At 74.0% G+C, this 16245-nt stretch carries 12 protein-coding genes; 8 read left to right on the top strand and 4 right to left on the bottom strand.

Annotated features, from left to right (window positions below):
- Positions 1-90: 90 nt before the first annotated feature.
- From ACZ4XD_RS24940 to ACZ4XD_RS24930, 3 genes are all read left to right on the top strand, one after another.
- The gene (locus ACZ4XD_RS24940) at positions 91-1437 is read left to right on the top strand and encodes a peptidoglycan recognition protein family protein (protein WP_468045499.1); all 1347 of its coding nucleotides are present in this window, start codon (positions 91-93) and stop codon (positions 1435-1437) included.
- A gap of 276 nt (positions 1438-1713) precedes the next feature.
- The gene (gene manB / locus ACZ4XD_RS24935) at positions 1714-2796 is read left to right on the top strand and encodes a mannose-1-phosphate guanylyltransferase (RefSeq protein ID WP_468045497.1); all 1083 of its coding nucleotides are present in this window, start codon (positions 1714-1716) and stop codon (positions 2794-2796) included.
- A gap of 105 nt (positions 2797-2901) precedes the next feature.
- Positions 2902-3807 carry a DNA-3-methyladenine glycosylase family protein gene (locus tag ACZ4XD_RS24930; RefSeq protein ID WP_468045495.1) on the top strand — a complete coding sequence of 302 codons (906 nt, stop codon included), beginning with the start codon at positions 2902-2904 and terminating at the stop codon, positions 3805-3807.
- 70 nt (positions 3808-3877) lie between these two features.
- On the opposite strand, the gene ACZ4XD_RS24925 is transcribed toward ACZ4XD_RS24930, so the two are convergent.
- From ACZ4XD_RS24925 to ACZ4XD_RS24915, 3 genes are all read right to left on the bottom strand, one after another.
- Positions 3878-5209 carry a coenzyme F420-0:L-glutamate ligase gene (locus tag ACZ4XD_RS24925; protein ID WP_468045493.1) on the bottom strand — a complete coding sequence of 444 codons (1332 nt, stop codon included), beginning with the start codon at positions 5207-5209 and terminating at the stop codon, positions 3878-3880.
- Positions 5206-6162, bottom strand: coding sequence for a 2-phospho-L-lactate transferase (cofD, locus tag ACZ4XD_RS24920; RefSeq protein ID WP_467122057.1), 957 nt, complete (start codon positions 6160-6162; stop codon positions 5206-5208). The genes ACZ4XD_RS24925 and cofD overlap by 4 nt, the downstream gene beginning before the upstream one ends.
- A gap of 100 nt (positions 6163-6262) precedes the next feature.
- The gene (locus ACZ4XD_RS24915; protein WP_468045491.1) at positions 6263-6772 is read right to left on the bottom strand and encodes a cysteine dioxygenase; all 510 of its coding nucleotides are present in this window, start codon (positions 6770-6772) and stop codon (positions 6263-6265) included.
- A gap of 697 nt (positions 6773-7469) precedes the next feature.
- On the opposite strand from ACZ4XD_RS24915, the gene ACZ4XD_RS24910 reads away from it, so the two are divergent.
- The 3 genes from ACZ4XD_RS24910 (at position 7470) to ACZ4XD_RS24900 (ending at position 13455) form a co-directional block, all read left to right on the top strand.
- Complete coding sequence (locus ACZ4XD_RS24910; RefSeq protein ID WP_003983763.1) at positions 7470-7733, top strand: WhiB family transcriptional regulator; 264 nt, start codon at positions 7470-7472, stop codon at positions 7731-7733.
- 317 nt (positions 7734-8050) lie between these two features.
- Entirely contained in the window at positions 8051-11875 is a 3825-nt protein-coding gene (locus ACZ4XD_RS24905; protein ID WP_468045489.1) for a glycosyltransferase family 2 protein, read from the top strand.
- Positions 11872-13455: a DUF5719 family protein gene (locus ACZ4XD_RS24900; protein ID WP_468045487.1), complete on the top strand. Its 1584-nt coding sequence runs from the start codon at positions 11872-11874 to the stop codon at positions 13453-13455. Before ACZ4XD_RS24905 ends, ACZ4XD_RS24900 begins: the two co-directional genes overlap by 4 nt.
- A gap of 30 nt (positions 13456-13485) precedes the next feature.
- Here ACZ4XD_RS24900 and ACZ4XD_RS24895 read toward each other — a convergent pair whose 3' ends face one another.
- Entirely contained in the window at positions 13486-13944 is a 459-nt protein-coding gene (locus ACZ4XD_RS24895) for a metallopeptidase family protein (protein ID WP_468045485.1), read from the bottom strand.
- A gap of 259 nt (positions 13945-14203) precedes the next feature.
- Here ACZ4XD_RS24895 and ACZ4XD_RS24890 point away from each other — a divergent pair, with 259 nt between their 5' ends.
- Both ACZ4XD_RS24890 and ACZ4XD_RS24885 read left to right on the top strand, forming a co-directional pair.
- Entirely contained in the window at positions 14204-14644 is a 441-nt protein-coding gene (locus ACZ4XD_RS24890; protein WP_078885876.1) for a DUF3499 domain-containing protein, read from the top strand.
- Positions 14645-14788: 144 nt separating this feature from the next.
- Positions 14789-16147, top strand: a complete 1359-nt coding sequence (locus tag ACZ4XD_RS24885; RefSeq protein ID WP_468045483.1) for a phosphomannomutase/phosphoglucomutase — start codon at positions 14789-14791, stop codon at positions 16145-16147.
- Positions 16148-16245 lie beyond the last annotated feature (98 nt).

Below are 16245 nucleotides of genomic sequence, written 5' to 3'. Positions count from 1 at the left end.
GGGCCCGGCGGGACCGCGCCACCGGATCGGCCGATGCCCCGTCAGATCACCGTTGGCGCGTTCGCCCCGGACATGTCCAGGATTTTGACCATGCGCCCCTTCCTTGCGACCTGTCTCGGAGCCGTGTGCACCGCCGCCCTCGCCCTGCCCCTCGTGCCGGTGGCCGGCGCGAACGCCGCCCCCGCCGCCGCGCCGCACCCCCACCGCTCCGGTGAGCTGCCGGGCAGCACCCAGTCCCTGCCGGTGGCGGCGCTCGGCGCACCCGCCCCGCGCCCCGACGCCCGGGACGCCACCCCGGCGCCCACACCCCAGTCGCTCGGCCTGCCGGCCCGCACCGTACGGCCGTTCTCGCTCCTCGGGGTCGTCTGGGACGACGCCGCCGCCGAGCTGCACGGCCGGGTCCAGGTCCGCACCCGCGCCACCGGCAGCGGCGACTGGTCCGGCTGGCAGGACGTCCAGGTCCACAACGACGACGCCCCCGACCTCGGTTCCGCCGAGCGGCGCGACAGCGAGGTACGCGGCAGCACCGCACCGCTGTGGGTCGGCGACTCCGACGCCGTCCAACTGCGCATCACCCCCGAGGCCCGCCACCGCGCCCGGGCCACCCTCCCCGGCGGACTGCGGCTGGAACTCGTCGACCCCGGCAGCCCCCGGCGCGCCGTCCGCGGCGCACACGCCGACCCCCCGGCCCCGCTCACCCCCGAGGCCACCGCCGCCTCCGCCGCCAACACCAAGCTCGCCCCGCTCGGCGCCACCGAGATCCCGGCCCTCGACCAGGCCGCCTCCCAGGCCGATATCGCCGCGGTGGACGGGGCGCCGCCGGCCCACACCCACATCGGGCCACGCCCCCGGATCGTCACCCGGGCCGGCTGGGGCGCCGACGAGCAGCTGCGCGAAAAGGCCTTCACCTACACCCGTACCGTCCGCGCCGCCTTCGTCCACCACAGCGGCTCGGGCAACAACTACGACTGCGCCGAGGCCCCTTCACTGATCCGCGCCATGTACCGCTTCCACGTCAAGAGCAACCACTGGCGCGACATCGGCTACAACTTCCTCATCGACAGGTGCGGAACGGTCTACGAGGGCCGCGCGGGCGGCGTCGCCAAACCCGTCATGGGCGCGCACACCCTCGGCTTCAACACCGACAGCACCGGAATCGCCGTCCTCGGCACCTTCACCGACGACGAGCCGCCCCAGCCCGCCGTCGAGGCCGTCGCCCGTCTGACGGCCTGGAAGCTCGGCCTCTACGGCGTCGATCCGCGCGCCACCACCAAGCTGCTGTCCGGCGGCGGAAACCGCTTCCCCAAGGGCACCAAGGTCCCGCTGCACGTCATTTCCGGCCACCGGGACGGCTTCACCACCGACTGCCCCGGCGTCCACCTCTACGACAAGCTCGCCGCCACCCGCCTCGCCGCGGCCAACCTCCAGGGCCGCTGAGCCGCTTCCCGGCCGGGCACGACGGCATCTTCGGCACCTTCGGCATCTTCCGGGTTTGCGCGGGTCTGTCACGGTGCAGGCTGCGGGGACCACTCAGCCGTTCCCGCGGCGGGTCAACCGTTCCCGCGGCGGGCTCGTCCTAGCTGCCACGACGTCCGCCCTCCTCCCGTGGCCTGAACGGCACGGGAGCGCCCCACCAGCGGGGCCGTCCGGGGGCCCGTCTGCCTACACTGGTCCGCCGATCGGCCGACCCCAGCAGGAAGCAGAGAAGACAAGGTGACTGAAGCGATCCTCCTGGTCGGCGGCAAGGGCACCCGGCTGCGCCCGCTGACGGTGCATACGCCCAAGCCCATGGTCCCGGCGGCGGGCGTGCCGTTCCTCACCCACCAACTGGCCCGCGCCCGGGCGGCCGGCGTCGAGCACATCGTCCTCGCCACCTCCTACCTCGCCGAGGTCTTCGAGCCGTATTTCGGCGACGGATCGGCACTCGGCCTGCACCTGGAGTACGTCACCGAAGAGGAGCCGCTGGGCACCGGCGGCGCCATCCGCAATGTCGCCTCGCGGCTGCACTCCGCCCCCGACGACCCGGTGCTGATCTTCAACGGCGACATCCTCACCGGCCTGGACATCGCCGCCCTCGTCGGCACCCACCGCACCTCCGGCGCCGATGTCTCCCTGCACCTCACCCGGGTCGAGGACCCGCGCGCCTTCGGCCTGGTGCCCACCGACGACACCGGCCGGGTCACCGCCTTCCTGGAGAAGCCGCAGACCCCCGAGGAGATCGTCACCGACCAGATCAACGCCGGCGCCTATGTCTTCAACCGGTCGGTCATCGACACCATCCCGGCCGGCCGCCCGGTCTCCGTGGAACGCGAGACCTTTCCCGGCCTGCTCGCCGACGGCGCCCACCTCCAGGGCATGGTCGACTCCACGTACTGGCTCGACCTCGGCACCCCGCAGGCCTTCGTCCGCGGCTCCGCCGACCTGGTCCTCGGCCGCGCCCCCTCCCCGGCCGTGCCCGGCCGCTGCGGTGACCGCCTGATCCTGGAGACCGCCGAGGTCGCCACCGACGCCAAGCTCACCGGCGGCACCGTCGTCGGCCCGCGCACCGTCATCGGCGCCGGCGCCGAGATCGACGGCAGCGCCGTCCTCGACGGCGCGGTCATCGAACCGGGCGCCCACATCCGTGACTCGCTGATCGGCGCCGGCGCGCACATCGGGGCCCGTACGGTCCTGGACGGCGCGGTCATCGGCGACGGCGCCCGAATCGGCGCCGACAACGAACTGCGCGCCGGCCTCCGCGTCTGGTGCGACGCCGCCATCCCGGCCGGCGCGGTGCGCTTCTCGTCCGACCAGTAGGGGGGCGTCGGACGGGCTCCGGACGCGAGGTGACGCGTGGCGCCACCTCCTACGGCCCGCCCCACGCCCCACCCCCCTGTCACCCCCATCGCCTAACCTGGCCGCATGCCCGCCCGTACCTGGGTTCCGCCCGGCCCGCTCGACCTGCACCGCACGCTCGGGGTGCTCCAGCGCGGCCCCGGCGACCCCGCGTTCGGGGTACGTGACGGCGAGTTGTGGCGCGCCTGCCGTACGCCCGAGGGGCCCGGCACGCTCCGTATCGCGGCCCGCCCGGCCGCCGGCCAGATCGAGGCCGAGGGCTGGGGACCGGGCGCCGGCTGGCTGCTCGACCGCCTCCCCGAGCTGCTGGGGGAGTCCGACGACCCGGCGCGGCTGACCGCCCGCCACCGCATCGTCCATGAGGCCCGCCGCCGCCACCCCGGCGTCCGGCTGGCGCGCACCGGCCTGGTCCTGGAGTCGCTGATCCCTTCGATCCTGGAGCAGAAGGTCACCAGCGACGAGGCCTACCGCGCCTGGCGCCTGCTGCTCCAGCGGCACGGCGAGCCCGCCCCCGGCCCCTGGGAGCGGATGCGGGTGATGCCGGAGCCGCGCGGCTGGGCGCTGATCCCCTCCTGGGAGTGGCACCGCGCGGGCGTCGACGCCAAGCGCTCCTCCGCGATCCTGCGCGCCGTACGGGCCGCCCGCCGGATGGAGGAGGCCGCGCGGATGGACCTCGCGGACGCCACCCGGCGGCTCATGGCGCTGCCCGGCATCGGCCCCTGGACCGCAGCGGAGACGCTTCAGCGCACCCTCGGCGCCCCGGACGCGATCACGGTCGGCGATCTGCATCTGCCGAAGATCATCGGTTACGCCCTCACCGGCCGCCGCGGCACCACCGACGAGGAGATGCTCGAACTCCTCGCGCCCTACGAGGGCCAGCGGCACCGCGCCGCCCGGCTGATCCTGCTGTCCGGCCGCGTCCCGCCGCGCCGCGCCCCGCGCTTCCCCGTGGGGGACATAGCCCGGCTGTGACCGGCACGCGGGGCCGCGCGCGCTTCAGCGCACGACGACGAAGCGGGTCAGCGCACCACGACGAAGCAGGTCAGCGCACCACCACGAAGTCGTCCGCGTCCCGTGCCGGGCGCGCCGGCGGTGCGGTCGCCGCCCGCCCGATGGCCACCGCCCCCATCGGTTCCCAGTCCGCCGGCAGCCCGAGCACGTCCCGGACCACCTCCCGGCAGAACATCGTCGACGACACCCAGGCGGAGCCGAGCCGTTCGCCGGCCAGCGCGACCAAGAAGTTCTGAATCCCCGCGCCGTGGGCCACCAGGAACATCTCGCGTTCCGCCGTGCTCCGCCGCGCGTCGGGGTAGGGGTGCGCGCCGTCCGTCACCATGCACGGCACCGCCAGATACGGCGCGGCCCGCAGTACGTCGCCGCGCCGGATCCGCTTGGCGATGGACTCCTCCGACTTGCCGTCCTGGCGCAGATCCGCGATCCAGGCGTCCCGCATCGCGTCCAGCAGCCGCGCCCGCGCCCGCGGTGTCTCCAGGAGCACGAACCGCCAGGGCGTGGTGTGGTGTGGTGCCGGGGCGGTGACCGCCGCCGCCACCGCGCGCCGGACCGCCCCCGGATCGACCGGATCGTCGGTGAAGGCGCGCACCGTACGCCGCCCCGTCACCGCTTCCCGTACGGCCTCCGAGGTGCCCAGCCGGAACATGTCGTCCTCGGGGCTGCGCACCATGACGCGCGCCCCGGCGCTCTCGCCGGTCTCCCCGACGAGATGGCCGAGCCCCCGCACCACCGCGACCGGCAGCCCGGCGGCCTTGCCCTTCACCAGGTCGCCCGCGGCGGCCAGTTCGTCGGCGGTGGCCACCACCGTCGCGCTGAGCGGATTGCCGTACGCGTCCGTGCCGCCGCGCAGATCGTCCAGCACCCGCACCCCGGCCGCGCCGATGGCGACATCGGTGAGCCCGTTGCGCCAGGGCCGGCCGAAGGTGTCGCTGATGACGACACCGACGTCGACGCCGAGCGTGGCGCGCAGGCCCGCACGCAGGGCCCGCGCCGAGGCGTCCGGGTCCTCCGGCAGCAACAGCACCGTCCCCGAGGGGGTGTTGGAGGCATCGACACCGGCCGCGGCCATCACCAGCCCCTGCCGGTTCTGCACGATCCGCAGCGTGCCGCGGCGCGCCACCACCCGCACCGTCTCCTGATCGATCGCCGCCTCGCGGTCGACGGCCTCGACCACCCGGCCCTCGGCCTTGCTGACGATCTTCGACGTCACCAACAGCACGTCGCCGTCGACGAGTCGGGGCACTCCGTCGGCGGTCGACGCGGCCACGATCAGCTTGACGAGGTCGTCGCCGGGCCGCACCTCGGGCACCCCCGGCAGCGCCCACACCCGGTAGGCGGGCACTCCCTCGGCGTCGTTCACGCCCGGACCTCCGCGGCCAGCTCCAGCGCCTCGCGCACCATCGCGGCCGTGGCGTCCAGGTCCGTCATCATCAGCGGCACGGCCCGGCAGCGGATCCCGGCCGCCTCGACCTCGGCCACCGCATCCGCGTCGACGGAGTCGACCAGCCAGCCGTCCAGCAGCCCGGACCCGTAGTGGCGGGCCACGGCCGCGGCGGTCGCCTCCACCCCTACGGCCGCCAGCACCTTGTCGGCCATACCGCGGACCGGGGCGTCGCCGACGATCGGCGAGAGGCCGACCACCGGCACCCCGGCCTCCGCGATGGCCTCCCGGATTCCCGGCACCGCCAGGATCGTGCCGATACTGACCACCGGATTGGACGGCGGGAACAGCACCACATCCGCCGCGGCGATGGCTTCCAGCACGCCCGGCGCCGGCTTGGCCTGATCGGCGCCTACCGGGACCACGGCATGGGCGGGCACCGAGGCCCGCAGCCGCACCCAGTACTCCTGGAAGTGGATCGCCTTGCGCTCGCCCTCGTCGTCGACGGCCACATGGGTCTCGACCCGGTCGTCGGACATCGGCAGCAGCCGCACCCCGGGCTTCCAGCGCGCGCACAGCGCCTCGGTGACGGCGCTGAGCGGATACCCGGCGCCGATCATCTGGGTCCGCACGATGTGGGTGGCGAAGTCCCGGTCACCGAGCCCGAACCACTCGGGGCCGACGCCGTAGGCGGCCAACTCCTCCTTCACCCGGAAGGTTTCGTCGGTACGGCCCCAGCCCTGCTCCTCGTTGATGCCGCCGCCGAGCGTGTACATCACGGTGTCGAGGTCGGGACACACCTTGAGCCCGAACAGATGGATGTCGTCACCGGTGTTCCCGATGACGGTGATGTCCGCGTCCGGAGCCGCTGCCTTCAGTCCCCGCAGAAAGCGGGCGCCGCCGATACCGCCGGCCAGAACCACGATTCGCATGACGACAGTCTGTCAGCCGGAGGCTGAGTCCATGAGGGGCGGTGGCCGGGCGACGGGTGGGCAGTGTGTCAGCCGGAGGCTGAGTCGATGAGGGGCGGTGTCAGGGCGCCAGTATCCCCGGCGGCGCGGTGGCGGCCCCGGCGTCCGTGGCCTGGCTGGGGTGCATCGGCATATTGGTCAGCCCCGGGAAGTACACATGCAGGCTGACGGCCGGCGTCAGGGCGTCGTTGACGACCTCGTGGACGTAGCCGGGGGCGAACACCCGCTGGGCGCCGGCCGTGAGCGTACGGGGCCCGTCCTCGACGTGTTCGGTCAACTCGCCTTCCAGGACGGTCAGCACACCGGAGGACGCCCCGTGGTCGTGCCGGCCGCTGCCCTGCCCGGGCACCCAGCTGAGCAGCCACACCTCGTAGCCGGGCCCGGTACGCAGCCGGTGGTACCAGCGGGTGGTGGCGTCGTAGCGGACCAGCGGGGCCCAGGCGGCGCGGTCGGCGGCGATCGAGCGGGCCAGCCCCGCGAAGCCGGCGACGGTGGCCGGGTGGGCGGGGACGGGCGGCAGCAGGTGGGGGATGGCGAGCGGGTCGCCGGCGATCTGGACGTCGCTGTTCATGGCGTTTCGGGTTCCTCGGCAAAAGTGCTGGGGTGACGCGGGGGCTGCGGCGCGGCGCGGGCTCTCCCTGTGGGGGGCGTGGCGCGGCGGCGCGGAGCAGAAGGCGCTGCGGGGTGGTGCGAGCGAAAAGCTGGAGCTCGGTGGCTTCAACAGCTGGAACAGCGACAGCAACAGAGAGCCTGCGCAGCGCAGAGCGACCCGTGGCTACGGGTCGGTCGGGGCGCGAGGGTCGCTGGCATGGGGTCAAGGAGACCGGGTTCGCGCCGCGATGTCAACCGGATGTCTGGTTTGACGTAAATCTTTCACCTCATCCGGTTACTCCGCCCGGCGAAAGGTTTGTGCAGCTTCCGACGCGGAGACATCGACCGGCAACCGCGCTTTCAAACGCCGATGCGGTCCCGTGATCCGTCTGTGATCTCCCCCGCTTCGGCGGCGCGGGGTGCAACGTGAACGCCGCCTGGTCGCGTCTTGGTGAGTGAAGAGGACGTGCCGGGTGGCACGCCCGGGAAAGTGTCCTGGTTTTTACTGATTTGAACACTTTCCGCATCCGCTTGGTTCCGCCGAGTGAATAAGAGGCTCAATAGCAGATCTCGGCTTGACTGGCCCGGATCACCACACTTGTAATTTCACTCGTGTCGTTCAGCCGAAATCGATCACGGCTTGATCACGGGGACGTAAAGACAGACGAGGGGCGCACATGACCGAGCTGTTCCAGGAATTGCTGGTCGAGGAGGCGGATGAGGAGCTCGGCTGGCAGGAGCGCGCACTGTGCGCCCAGACCGACCCCGAGTCCTTCTTCCCGGAGAAGGGTGGCTCCACCCGCGAGGCCAAGAAGGTCTGTCTCGCCTGCGAAGTCCGGTCCGAATGCCTTGAGTACGCGCTCGCCAATGACGAGCGCTTCGGTATTTGGGGCGGTCTGTCCGAGCGCGAGCGGCGCCGGCTGAAGAAGGCCGCCGTCTGACGATGACAGCGCAGCCGGCCGGACCGACGGCGGGCGGCCCCGTGGACCACGCCGCCGCACCCCCTCAACTCCCCATATCCCCCTATAGCGAACACTCCGCCTCCAGCGACCCGGTCGCCGGAGGCGGACTGCTGTGTATGGACCCGGTCGGGGCACCGGCGCGAACCATTAGTGTGGGGCCCCGTCCGAGATGCGCCGCCGCCCCGCAGGCCGCGCGCGTCGCCTCGTAGTCCGTCGCAGTGTCTTCCGGGGGCGGGGGCCCAGCGCGACTTCGCCGCGGGCCTTCGAACTCCCGGGTCCGGAGGGCCCGTACCTCGATGTCCGTGCACAGCCAGTCGGCGGCCCAGACCGCCTCATACGCAGCCGCAACCCCAGAGTTCCCACGGCATGTCGTCACCGCCGTGATCGTCTCCCATGACGGTGCCCGCTGGCTGCCCGACGCGCTCTCCGGCCTGCTCGGCCAGGAGCGCCCGGTGCAGAACGTCATCGGCGCCGACACCGGCAGCGCGGACCACTCCGCCCAGCTGCTCGCCGAGGCCATCGGGGACCAGCGGGTGCTGCACCTCGCCCGCCGCTCCGGATTCGGCACCGCCGTCGACGAAGCGGTCCGCACGGCTCCCGTGCTCACCCCCGACGACCTGCCGTATCTGCGCCGGCCCAGCGGCTGGGACCCGGTCACCCGCACCTGGCGCGACGAGGCGTACGAGATGCCGGAGTTGCCGCACGGCGAACCGGTCCAGTGGCTGTGGCTGCTGCACGACGACTGCGCACCCGAGCCGGACGCGCTCGCCGAGCTGCTGCGGGTCGCCGACGCCAGCCCTTCCACCGTCATCGTCGGCGCCAAGCTGCGCAGCTGGTACGACCGCCGGCAGCTCCTCGAAGCCGGGGTCAGCATCGCGCGCAGCGGCCGCCGTTGGACCGGCCTGGACCGCCGCGAACAGGACCAGGGCCAGCACGACCAGGTGCGCTCGGTGCTGTCCGTCTCCACCGCCGGCATGCTCATCCGCCGTGACGTCTACGAGGAGTTGGGCGGCTTTGACCGCCGGCTGCCCCTGATGCGGGACGACGTCGACCTGTGCTGGCGGGCCCAGGCCGCCGGCCATCAGGTCCTGATCGCGCCGGAGGCCATCCTGCGGCACGCCGAGGCCTCCGCCCGCGAACGCCGCCCCATCGACTGCGTCGGCCGCTCGGTCGCCAACCCGCACCGCGTCGACAAGGCCGGCGCGGTCTACACGCTGCTCGCCAACACCCGCGGCGCGACCCTCCCGTACGTTCTCCTGCGGCTGCTGATCGGCACCTTCCTGCGGGTGCTCGCCTACCTCGTCGGCAAGGTCCCGGGCCAGGCGCTGGACGAACTCGCCGGACTCTTCGGCACGCTGCTGCGGCCCGGCAAGATCCTCGCCGCACGCAAACGGAGAGGCCGGCCCGCCGTCGACGCGAGCGAGCTGCGGCCGCTCTTCCCGCCACCCGGCGCCACCGTCCGGGCCACCGTCGAACAGGTCGCCGGCAACATCGCCGGGCGGGCCGCACCGGATGTGGCCTCGGCCGGCCGGCACGGCGCGGTCGAGTCCGGGCCCGGCGGCGATGACGCCGACTTCCTGGAGATCGAGCAGTTCGCCCGGCTCAAGCGGATCGCCCGCAAACCGGCCCCGCTGCTCTTCCTCCTGCTGCTGGTGGTCTCGCTGGTCGCCTGCCGCGGACTGCTCGGCTCCGGCGCGCTGACCGGCGGCGCGATGCTGCCGGCACCCGGCAGCGTGTCCGACCTGTGGTCGGCGTATCTCGACAGCTGGCATGCGGTCGGCGTCGGCGGCAGTGCCTCCGCGCCGCCCTACCTGGCGATCGTCGCCCTGGTGTCGAGCATCTTCTTCGGCTCCACCGGGTTCGCCGTCACCCTGCTGCTGGTCTGCTCCGTCCCGCTGGCCGGACTCACCGCCTACTTCGCCTCCCGCCCGCTGGTCGCCTCCCGGCTGCTGCGGGCCTGGGGCAGCATCGCCTACGCCTTCCTGCCCGCGGCCGCCGGCGCGCTGGCGGGCGGCCGGCTGGGCACCGCGGTGCTCGCCGTCCTGCTGCCCCTGATGGCGCGGGCCGCGCTCGCCGCGAGCGGACTGCGGCTGCCCGTGGGCACCCGGCCCAGCTGGCGCGCCACCTGGGCGTACACCCTGCTGATCACCTTCACCATGGCCTTCACCCCGGTCGTCTGGCCGATCGCGGTACTGCTCGGCATCGGTCTGCTGGTGCTGCGCTTCCTGGACGGCAGCCGTGATCAGATGCTCGCCTACGGGCTGCGCTTCCTGGTCGTGGCCGTGGTGCCGTTCGTGGTGCTCGCGCCCTGGTCGCTGTCGTTGCTGAGCCGGCCGTCCGCCTTCTTCCAGGAGGCCGGGCTCGACTACGGCGCCGGTTCGGCCTCCGTGCTCGACCTCATCGGGCTCAGCCCCGGCGGTCCCAAGGCCGCCGGCGGCGTGCTGTTCCTCGGCATCGTCCTGGCCGCGCTCGCCGCGACGCTGCGCGACGAGCGGCAGCGCGCGATCCGTACCGCCTGGGCGGTGGCGCTGACCGGGCTGCTGCTCGCGGCGCTGGGCAACGGCTCCGGCTGGACCGGGCCCGCGATGCTGGTCTACGGGCTGGCGCTGCTGTGCGCCGCGGCGATCGGCGCGGAGGGCATCCGGACCCGGATGGCCAGCCTCGGCTTCGGCTGGAAGCAGCCGGTCGCCGTGCTGATCGCGCTGGCGTCCGTGCTCGCCCCGCTCTACGCCGCGGTCAGCTGGATGATCACCGGCGCTTCCGGTCCGCTGGAGCGGCGCACCCCGGAGCAGGTCCCGGCGTTCGTCGCCGAGGAGTCCGGCACCGCCGACCGGGCCCGCACCCTGGTCCTCGACGGCTCGCCCGGTCATGTCGACTACACCCTCGTCCGCGGCTCCGGGGCCCGGCTCGGCGATGCCGATCTGGCCGCCGCGGCGGGCGAGGACAAGCGGCTCGGCGGCATCGTCGCCCACCTCGTGGCCGGCTCCGGCGCCGACCAGACCAACCAGCTCGGCGGCTATGCGGTCCGCTACGTCCTGGTCAGGGACGGGGCGCCGCGCGAAATGGGCCGGGTGCTGGACGCGACGCCGGGCCTGACCCGGCTCAGCCAGGACGACGGCAGCGCCCTGTGGCGCGTCGACCGGCGGGTCTCGCGGGTCTCGATCGTCCCGGGCGAGGCCAAGGACGGCACCAGCGCGGGCGAGACCACCGCGCCCCTCGCCGTACCCGCCGGCCCCGTCGAGGCGCACACCAAGGTGCCCGGCGGAGACAGCGGCCGGGTACTGCGCCTCGCGGACGCCGCCGACGAGGGCTGGCAGGCCACCGTCGACGGCACCCCGCTCAAGCCGGTGACCGTCGACGGCTGGGCCCAGGGCTTCGCGCTCCCCGCGGGCGGCGGCACCCTCGACCTCACCCACGAGAACCCCATCGGCCACACCCTCTGGCTGTGGGCCCAGGGCCTGCTCGCCGTCGTCCTGGTGGTGCTGGCGCTGCCGGGCCGCCGCCGGGAGATCGACGACGACCTGCCGGAGGACGCGGCCGCCGCGCAGGCCGCCGCGGTGTCCGGCGACGGCCGCCGGGCGCGGCGCCTGCGGGCCCAGGCCGAGGCGGCCGGCGCCCCCGAGGCGGCCGGGTCCGGCGTCCCCGCCGCGCGCACCGGCGAGCAGCCGCCCGCCCCGGCCGACGGCCCGGCGGCCGCACCGGCCCCCGGCCAGGACGCGGTCCAGGCCGCCGCCCCCACCGCTCCCGGCGACCCGTATGCGGCGGTGCCGCAGCAGCCGTCCTACGAGGAGTGGCAGGCCGCCCAGCGGGCCGCCCAGCAGGGCGTGCCGGGCGCCACCGTGCCCCCGGGCGACCCCGGCGGACAGCAGCCCTACGCTCCCGCCGACCCGTTCCAGGCCGGGCAGTACGGCGGGCCGTACCCGCCGGCCGATCCCTACCAGGCCCCCGACCCGTACGCGGACCCCTACCAGGCGGGCGCCTACGACCCGTACGGCTACGGGCAGCAGCAGTACGGCGACGGCGGGCCGCAGCACCAGCAGCCCTACGACGACGGCACCGAGTACCCGGGGTACTCCGGCTCCTACCCCGAGCCGCGCCGTGACGGGAGCGACCAGCAGTGAAGCGCACCATGATGTCCCTGATCGGCGTGGCCGTCGCGCTGGCCGCGGTCACCGGCGTCGCCGCCGTGGCCGCCCCGGACGGCGACGGCCGGGACGCCCCGCGCGGCGGCAGTCGGCTGCCCGTCCAGCGCTCCGCGCTGCTCTGCCCGGCCCCGACCTCCTCCGAGGTCGGCGAGACCGCCTACACCGCCTTCGCCCCCAAGGGCGCCGCGGCCGGTGCGGACGGCAAGAAGGGCACCGCCGAGCTGCTGCCCGCCGGGACCGTGCGGGACGCCGGCGACGGGGTCGGCGGCAAGGGCGGGAAGAAGGGCAAGGACAAGGGCAAGGGCGCCGCGGACGACGCGGCCGGGCAGACCGTCGCCCCCCGCGACACCAAGCCCGTCGTGCCCCTCCAGGAGGCCGGCAAGCCGGTCATCGCGACCACCGACAAGCCCGACGCCCCCGCCCTCGTGGGCTCCGCGGACGGCATGCTCGCGCCCGGCTGGACCGTGCAGCAGACCACCTCCGTCGCCGCCGGCGCGGGCCGCGGCCTCCTCGGGCTGAGCTGCACCACCCCCGACACCACGTTCTGGTTCCCCGGGGTCAGCACCGCCACCGGCCGCCAGGACTACGTCCACCTCACCAACCCCGACGCGGTCCCGGCCGTCGTCGACCTCGAACTCCACGGCAAGGACGGGTCGTTGGCGGGCTCGGCGGGGGAGGACATCTCCGTACCGCCGCACACCACGGTCCCGGTGCTGCTCTCCACGCTGACCGCCACGCCCACCACCAACGCCTCGCTGCATGTCGTCGCGCGCGAGGGCCGGGTCGGTGCCGCGGTCCAGGCGAGCGACGGCAAGCTCGGCAGCGACTGGCTGCCGCCCGCCGCCGACCCGGCGCCGGGCATGGTGCTGCCCGGCATCCCGAAGGACGCCACCTCCGTGCGGCTGGTCGCCCTCGCGCCCGGTGAGTCCGACGCCGATCTGAAGGTCCAACTGGCCACCCCGACCGGGCTGATCACGCCCGCCGGGCTGGAGAACCTGCACCTCAAGAGCGGGATGACCACCGCCGTGGACCTCAAGGACCTCACCAAGGGCGAGGCCGGTTCGCTGGTGCTCACGCCCTCCGACAGTGACTCCAAGGCCCCGGTCACGGCCGCGCTGCGGGTCACCCGCGGCAAGGGCGCCAAGCAGGAGATGGCGTTCATCCCCGCGACCCGGCCGGTCGAGAAGCGCGCCACCGCCGCCGACAACCGCGACCGCGGCAGCACCCTGTCGCTGGTCGCGCCGGAGAAGGGCAAGGACGCCAAGGTGAAGGTCACCGCCTCGGCGGGCAGCGGCGGCGGCACCCCGGTCACCAAGACCTACACGGTCAAGGGCGGCACCAGTCTCGATGTCGAGCCGCCCCGCCCGCAGGGGCTGAAGGGGACCTACGCCCTGACGGTGGAGCCGGAGGCCGGCAGCGGTCCCGTCTACGCGGCCCGGATGCTCGCCCGCCCCCAGGGCGGCGTACCCGCGTTCACCGTCCAGCCGCTGCCCGACGACCGCGGCTCGGTCCTCGTCCCGGCCGCGGGCCAGGACCTGTCGGTCCTCACCAACTGAACCGCCCGCCCCCGGACCCGCGCGGCGGCCTCACTCCTGGCCGTAGCGCGGGTCCACCGACTCCGGGGCCAGCCCCAGGAGTTCGGCGACCTGCTCGACCACGACCTCATGGACGAGCAGCGCCCGCTCGTCGCGGCCCTTCGTACGGATCTCCACCGGCCTCCGGTAGATCACGATCCGGTCGCGATGTCCGCCCGCGGCCGGCAGCATCCGCCCCAGGGGCACGGTCTCCGTGTCGGCGGTCGCATCCGGCCCGTCGTCCGGGCCGAAACCGGGCACCTCCAGGACCAGGAAGTCGACCTGGGAGAGCTGTGGCCAGCGGCGCTCCAGCCGGTCCCGGGAGTCATAGACAAGATCCACGAAGGCCTCGGCACGGGTCACCGACAGCGGCACCTGGGGCGGCGCGATCGGGCCGCGCATGCCGCGGCCGTGGCGGTCGCGGCGCCGGAGCCGCGGCTCCGGCGGTCGGGGAGGTACAGGGCTGTCCATCAGCATCGAGCGTAGCCGTCAAGGACCCCCGGACACCGGGGAGCGCGGCAAGACGTGGCATGTCGTCGGCTGACCGGTCCTGTCCGCGATGTGTTCGTTTGCATCCCTGCATGAGATCGCAGATCGACGCCGGAATGGCAGGAAATGCATCGAGTCGTGACGGGTTTCCGCGCCGCAGGCGGTCCGTCCCGGCCCGGCCGGTCCAGGTCAGGTCGAGCGGGTGCAGGTCAGACGCATCGGACGAAGCGGGACGACACGGTTGGGTGAGCCGGGGGAGAGTCGTCGCGGCCCGCTCAAGAGTGCGGTACCGTCCAACGTCGTGAGCCCTGTACGTCGCTGTTCGCGCACTGCGTGCGGCCGCCCCGCCGTCGCAACGCTGACGTACGTCTATGCGGATTCGACCGCCGTGCTCGGACCGCTCGCCACCTACGCCGAACCGCACTGCTACGACCTGTGCGCCGAGCACTCCGAGCGGCTGACCGCGCCCCGCGGCTGGGAGGTCGTCCGCCTCGCCCTCGACTCCGGCCCGGCCCGCCCCAGCGGCGACGATCTCGAAGCCCTGGCGAACGCCGTGCGGGAAGCCGCCCGCCCCCAGGAACGCGCCGCCGGCGGCACCCACGCCCCCGGTGACCGCGACACCCACCCCATGGAGGTCGCCCGCCGCGGCCACCTCCGGGTGCTGCGCTCCCCGGATTCCTGAACCCGCCCCGGCGGCCCGGCCCGCCCGCCCGCCGCATCCGGCCAACTACGGCGCCGCGGCGGCAGGCACACGGGGACGGCAGGCCACCGCACAGGGCCGCCCGGTAGGTTGGGAGGACATAGAGACTCTCCAGGAGGGCTGGCTGTGACTGATCTGTCGCAGATCGTGAAGGCGTACGACGTACGCGGCGTCGTCCCCGCCCAGTGGGACGAACCCCTGGCCGAGCTGTTCGGGGCGGCCTTCGTCGAGGTCACCGCCGCGGACGCGATCGTGATCGGCCACGACATGCGGCCCTCCTCGCCCGGCCTGTCGGGCGCCTTCGCGCGCGGTGCGGCGGCCCGCGGCGCGGACGTCACCCAGATCGGTCTCTGCTCGACCGACGAGCTGTACTTCGCCAGCGGCTCCCTCGGCCTGCCCGGCGCCATGTTCACCGCCTCGCACAACCCGGCCCAGTACAACGGCATCAAGATGTGCCGGGCCGGCGCGGCCCCCGTCGGCCAGGACACCGGCCTCGCCGACATCCGCGCACTGGCCGAGCGGTGGTCGGACGAGGGCGCCCCGGAACCGGTCGCCGAGCCCGGCACCGTCACCCGCCGCGACGTCCTGGGCGACTACGCCGCCCATCTGCGCGGCCTGGTGGACCTCAGCGGCATCCGCCCGCTGAAGGTCGTGGTCGACGCGGGCAACGGCATGGGCGGCCACACCGTCCCGACCGTCTTCGCGGGGCTGCCGCTCGAACTCGACGCGATGTACTTCGAGTTGGACGGCTCGTTCCCCAACCACGAGGCCAACCCGCTGGATCCCAAGAACATCGTCGACCTCCAGGCCCGGGTCCGCGAGACCGGCGCCGACCTCGGCCTCGCCTTCGACGGCGACGCCGACCGCTGCTTCGTCGTCGACGAGAACGGCGACCCGGTCTCCCCGTCAGCGATCACCGCCCTGGTCGCCGCCCGCGAGCTGGCCAAGCACCCCGGCGGTACGGTCATCCACAACCTGATCACCTCCTGGTCGGTGCCGGAGGTCGTCAGGGAGAGCGGCGGCGAGCCCGTCCGGACCCGCGTCGGGCACTCCTTCATCAAGGAGGAGATGGCCACCACCGGCGCCATCTTCGGCGGCGAACACTCCGCGCACTACTACTTCCGCGACTTCTGGAACGCCGACACCGGCATGCTCGCCGCGATGCACGTCCTCGCGGCCCTCGGCGGCCAGCAGGGCCCGCTGTCGCAGCTGGTCGCGCAGTACGACCGGTACGCGGCCTCCGGCGAGATCAACAGCACCGTCGACGACCAGACCGGCCGGCTCGCCGCGATCAAGACCGCCTACCAGGGCCGCGACGGCGTCACCCTCGACGAGCTGGACGGGCTGACCGTCACCGCCGACGACTGGTGGTTCAACGTCCGCGCCTCCAACACCGAGCCGCTGCTCCGGCTGAACGTCGAGGCCCGCGACACCGCCACCGCCGACCGGATCCGCGACGAGGCCCTGGCGATCATCCGCGGCTGAGCCTCCGCGGTCCGCCGCACGAGCCCGGCGGCGGGCCGTCGGAGCACGTCGCCGAGGGGGCGGGCGGCAGCGGTGTCCCCGCCGCCCGCACCCCCGTG

Source organism: Streptomyces sp. NPDC029466 (assembly GCF_055574515.1).
This window is presented reverse-complemented; position numbering and strand designations above follow the sequence as displayed.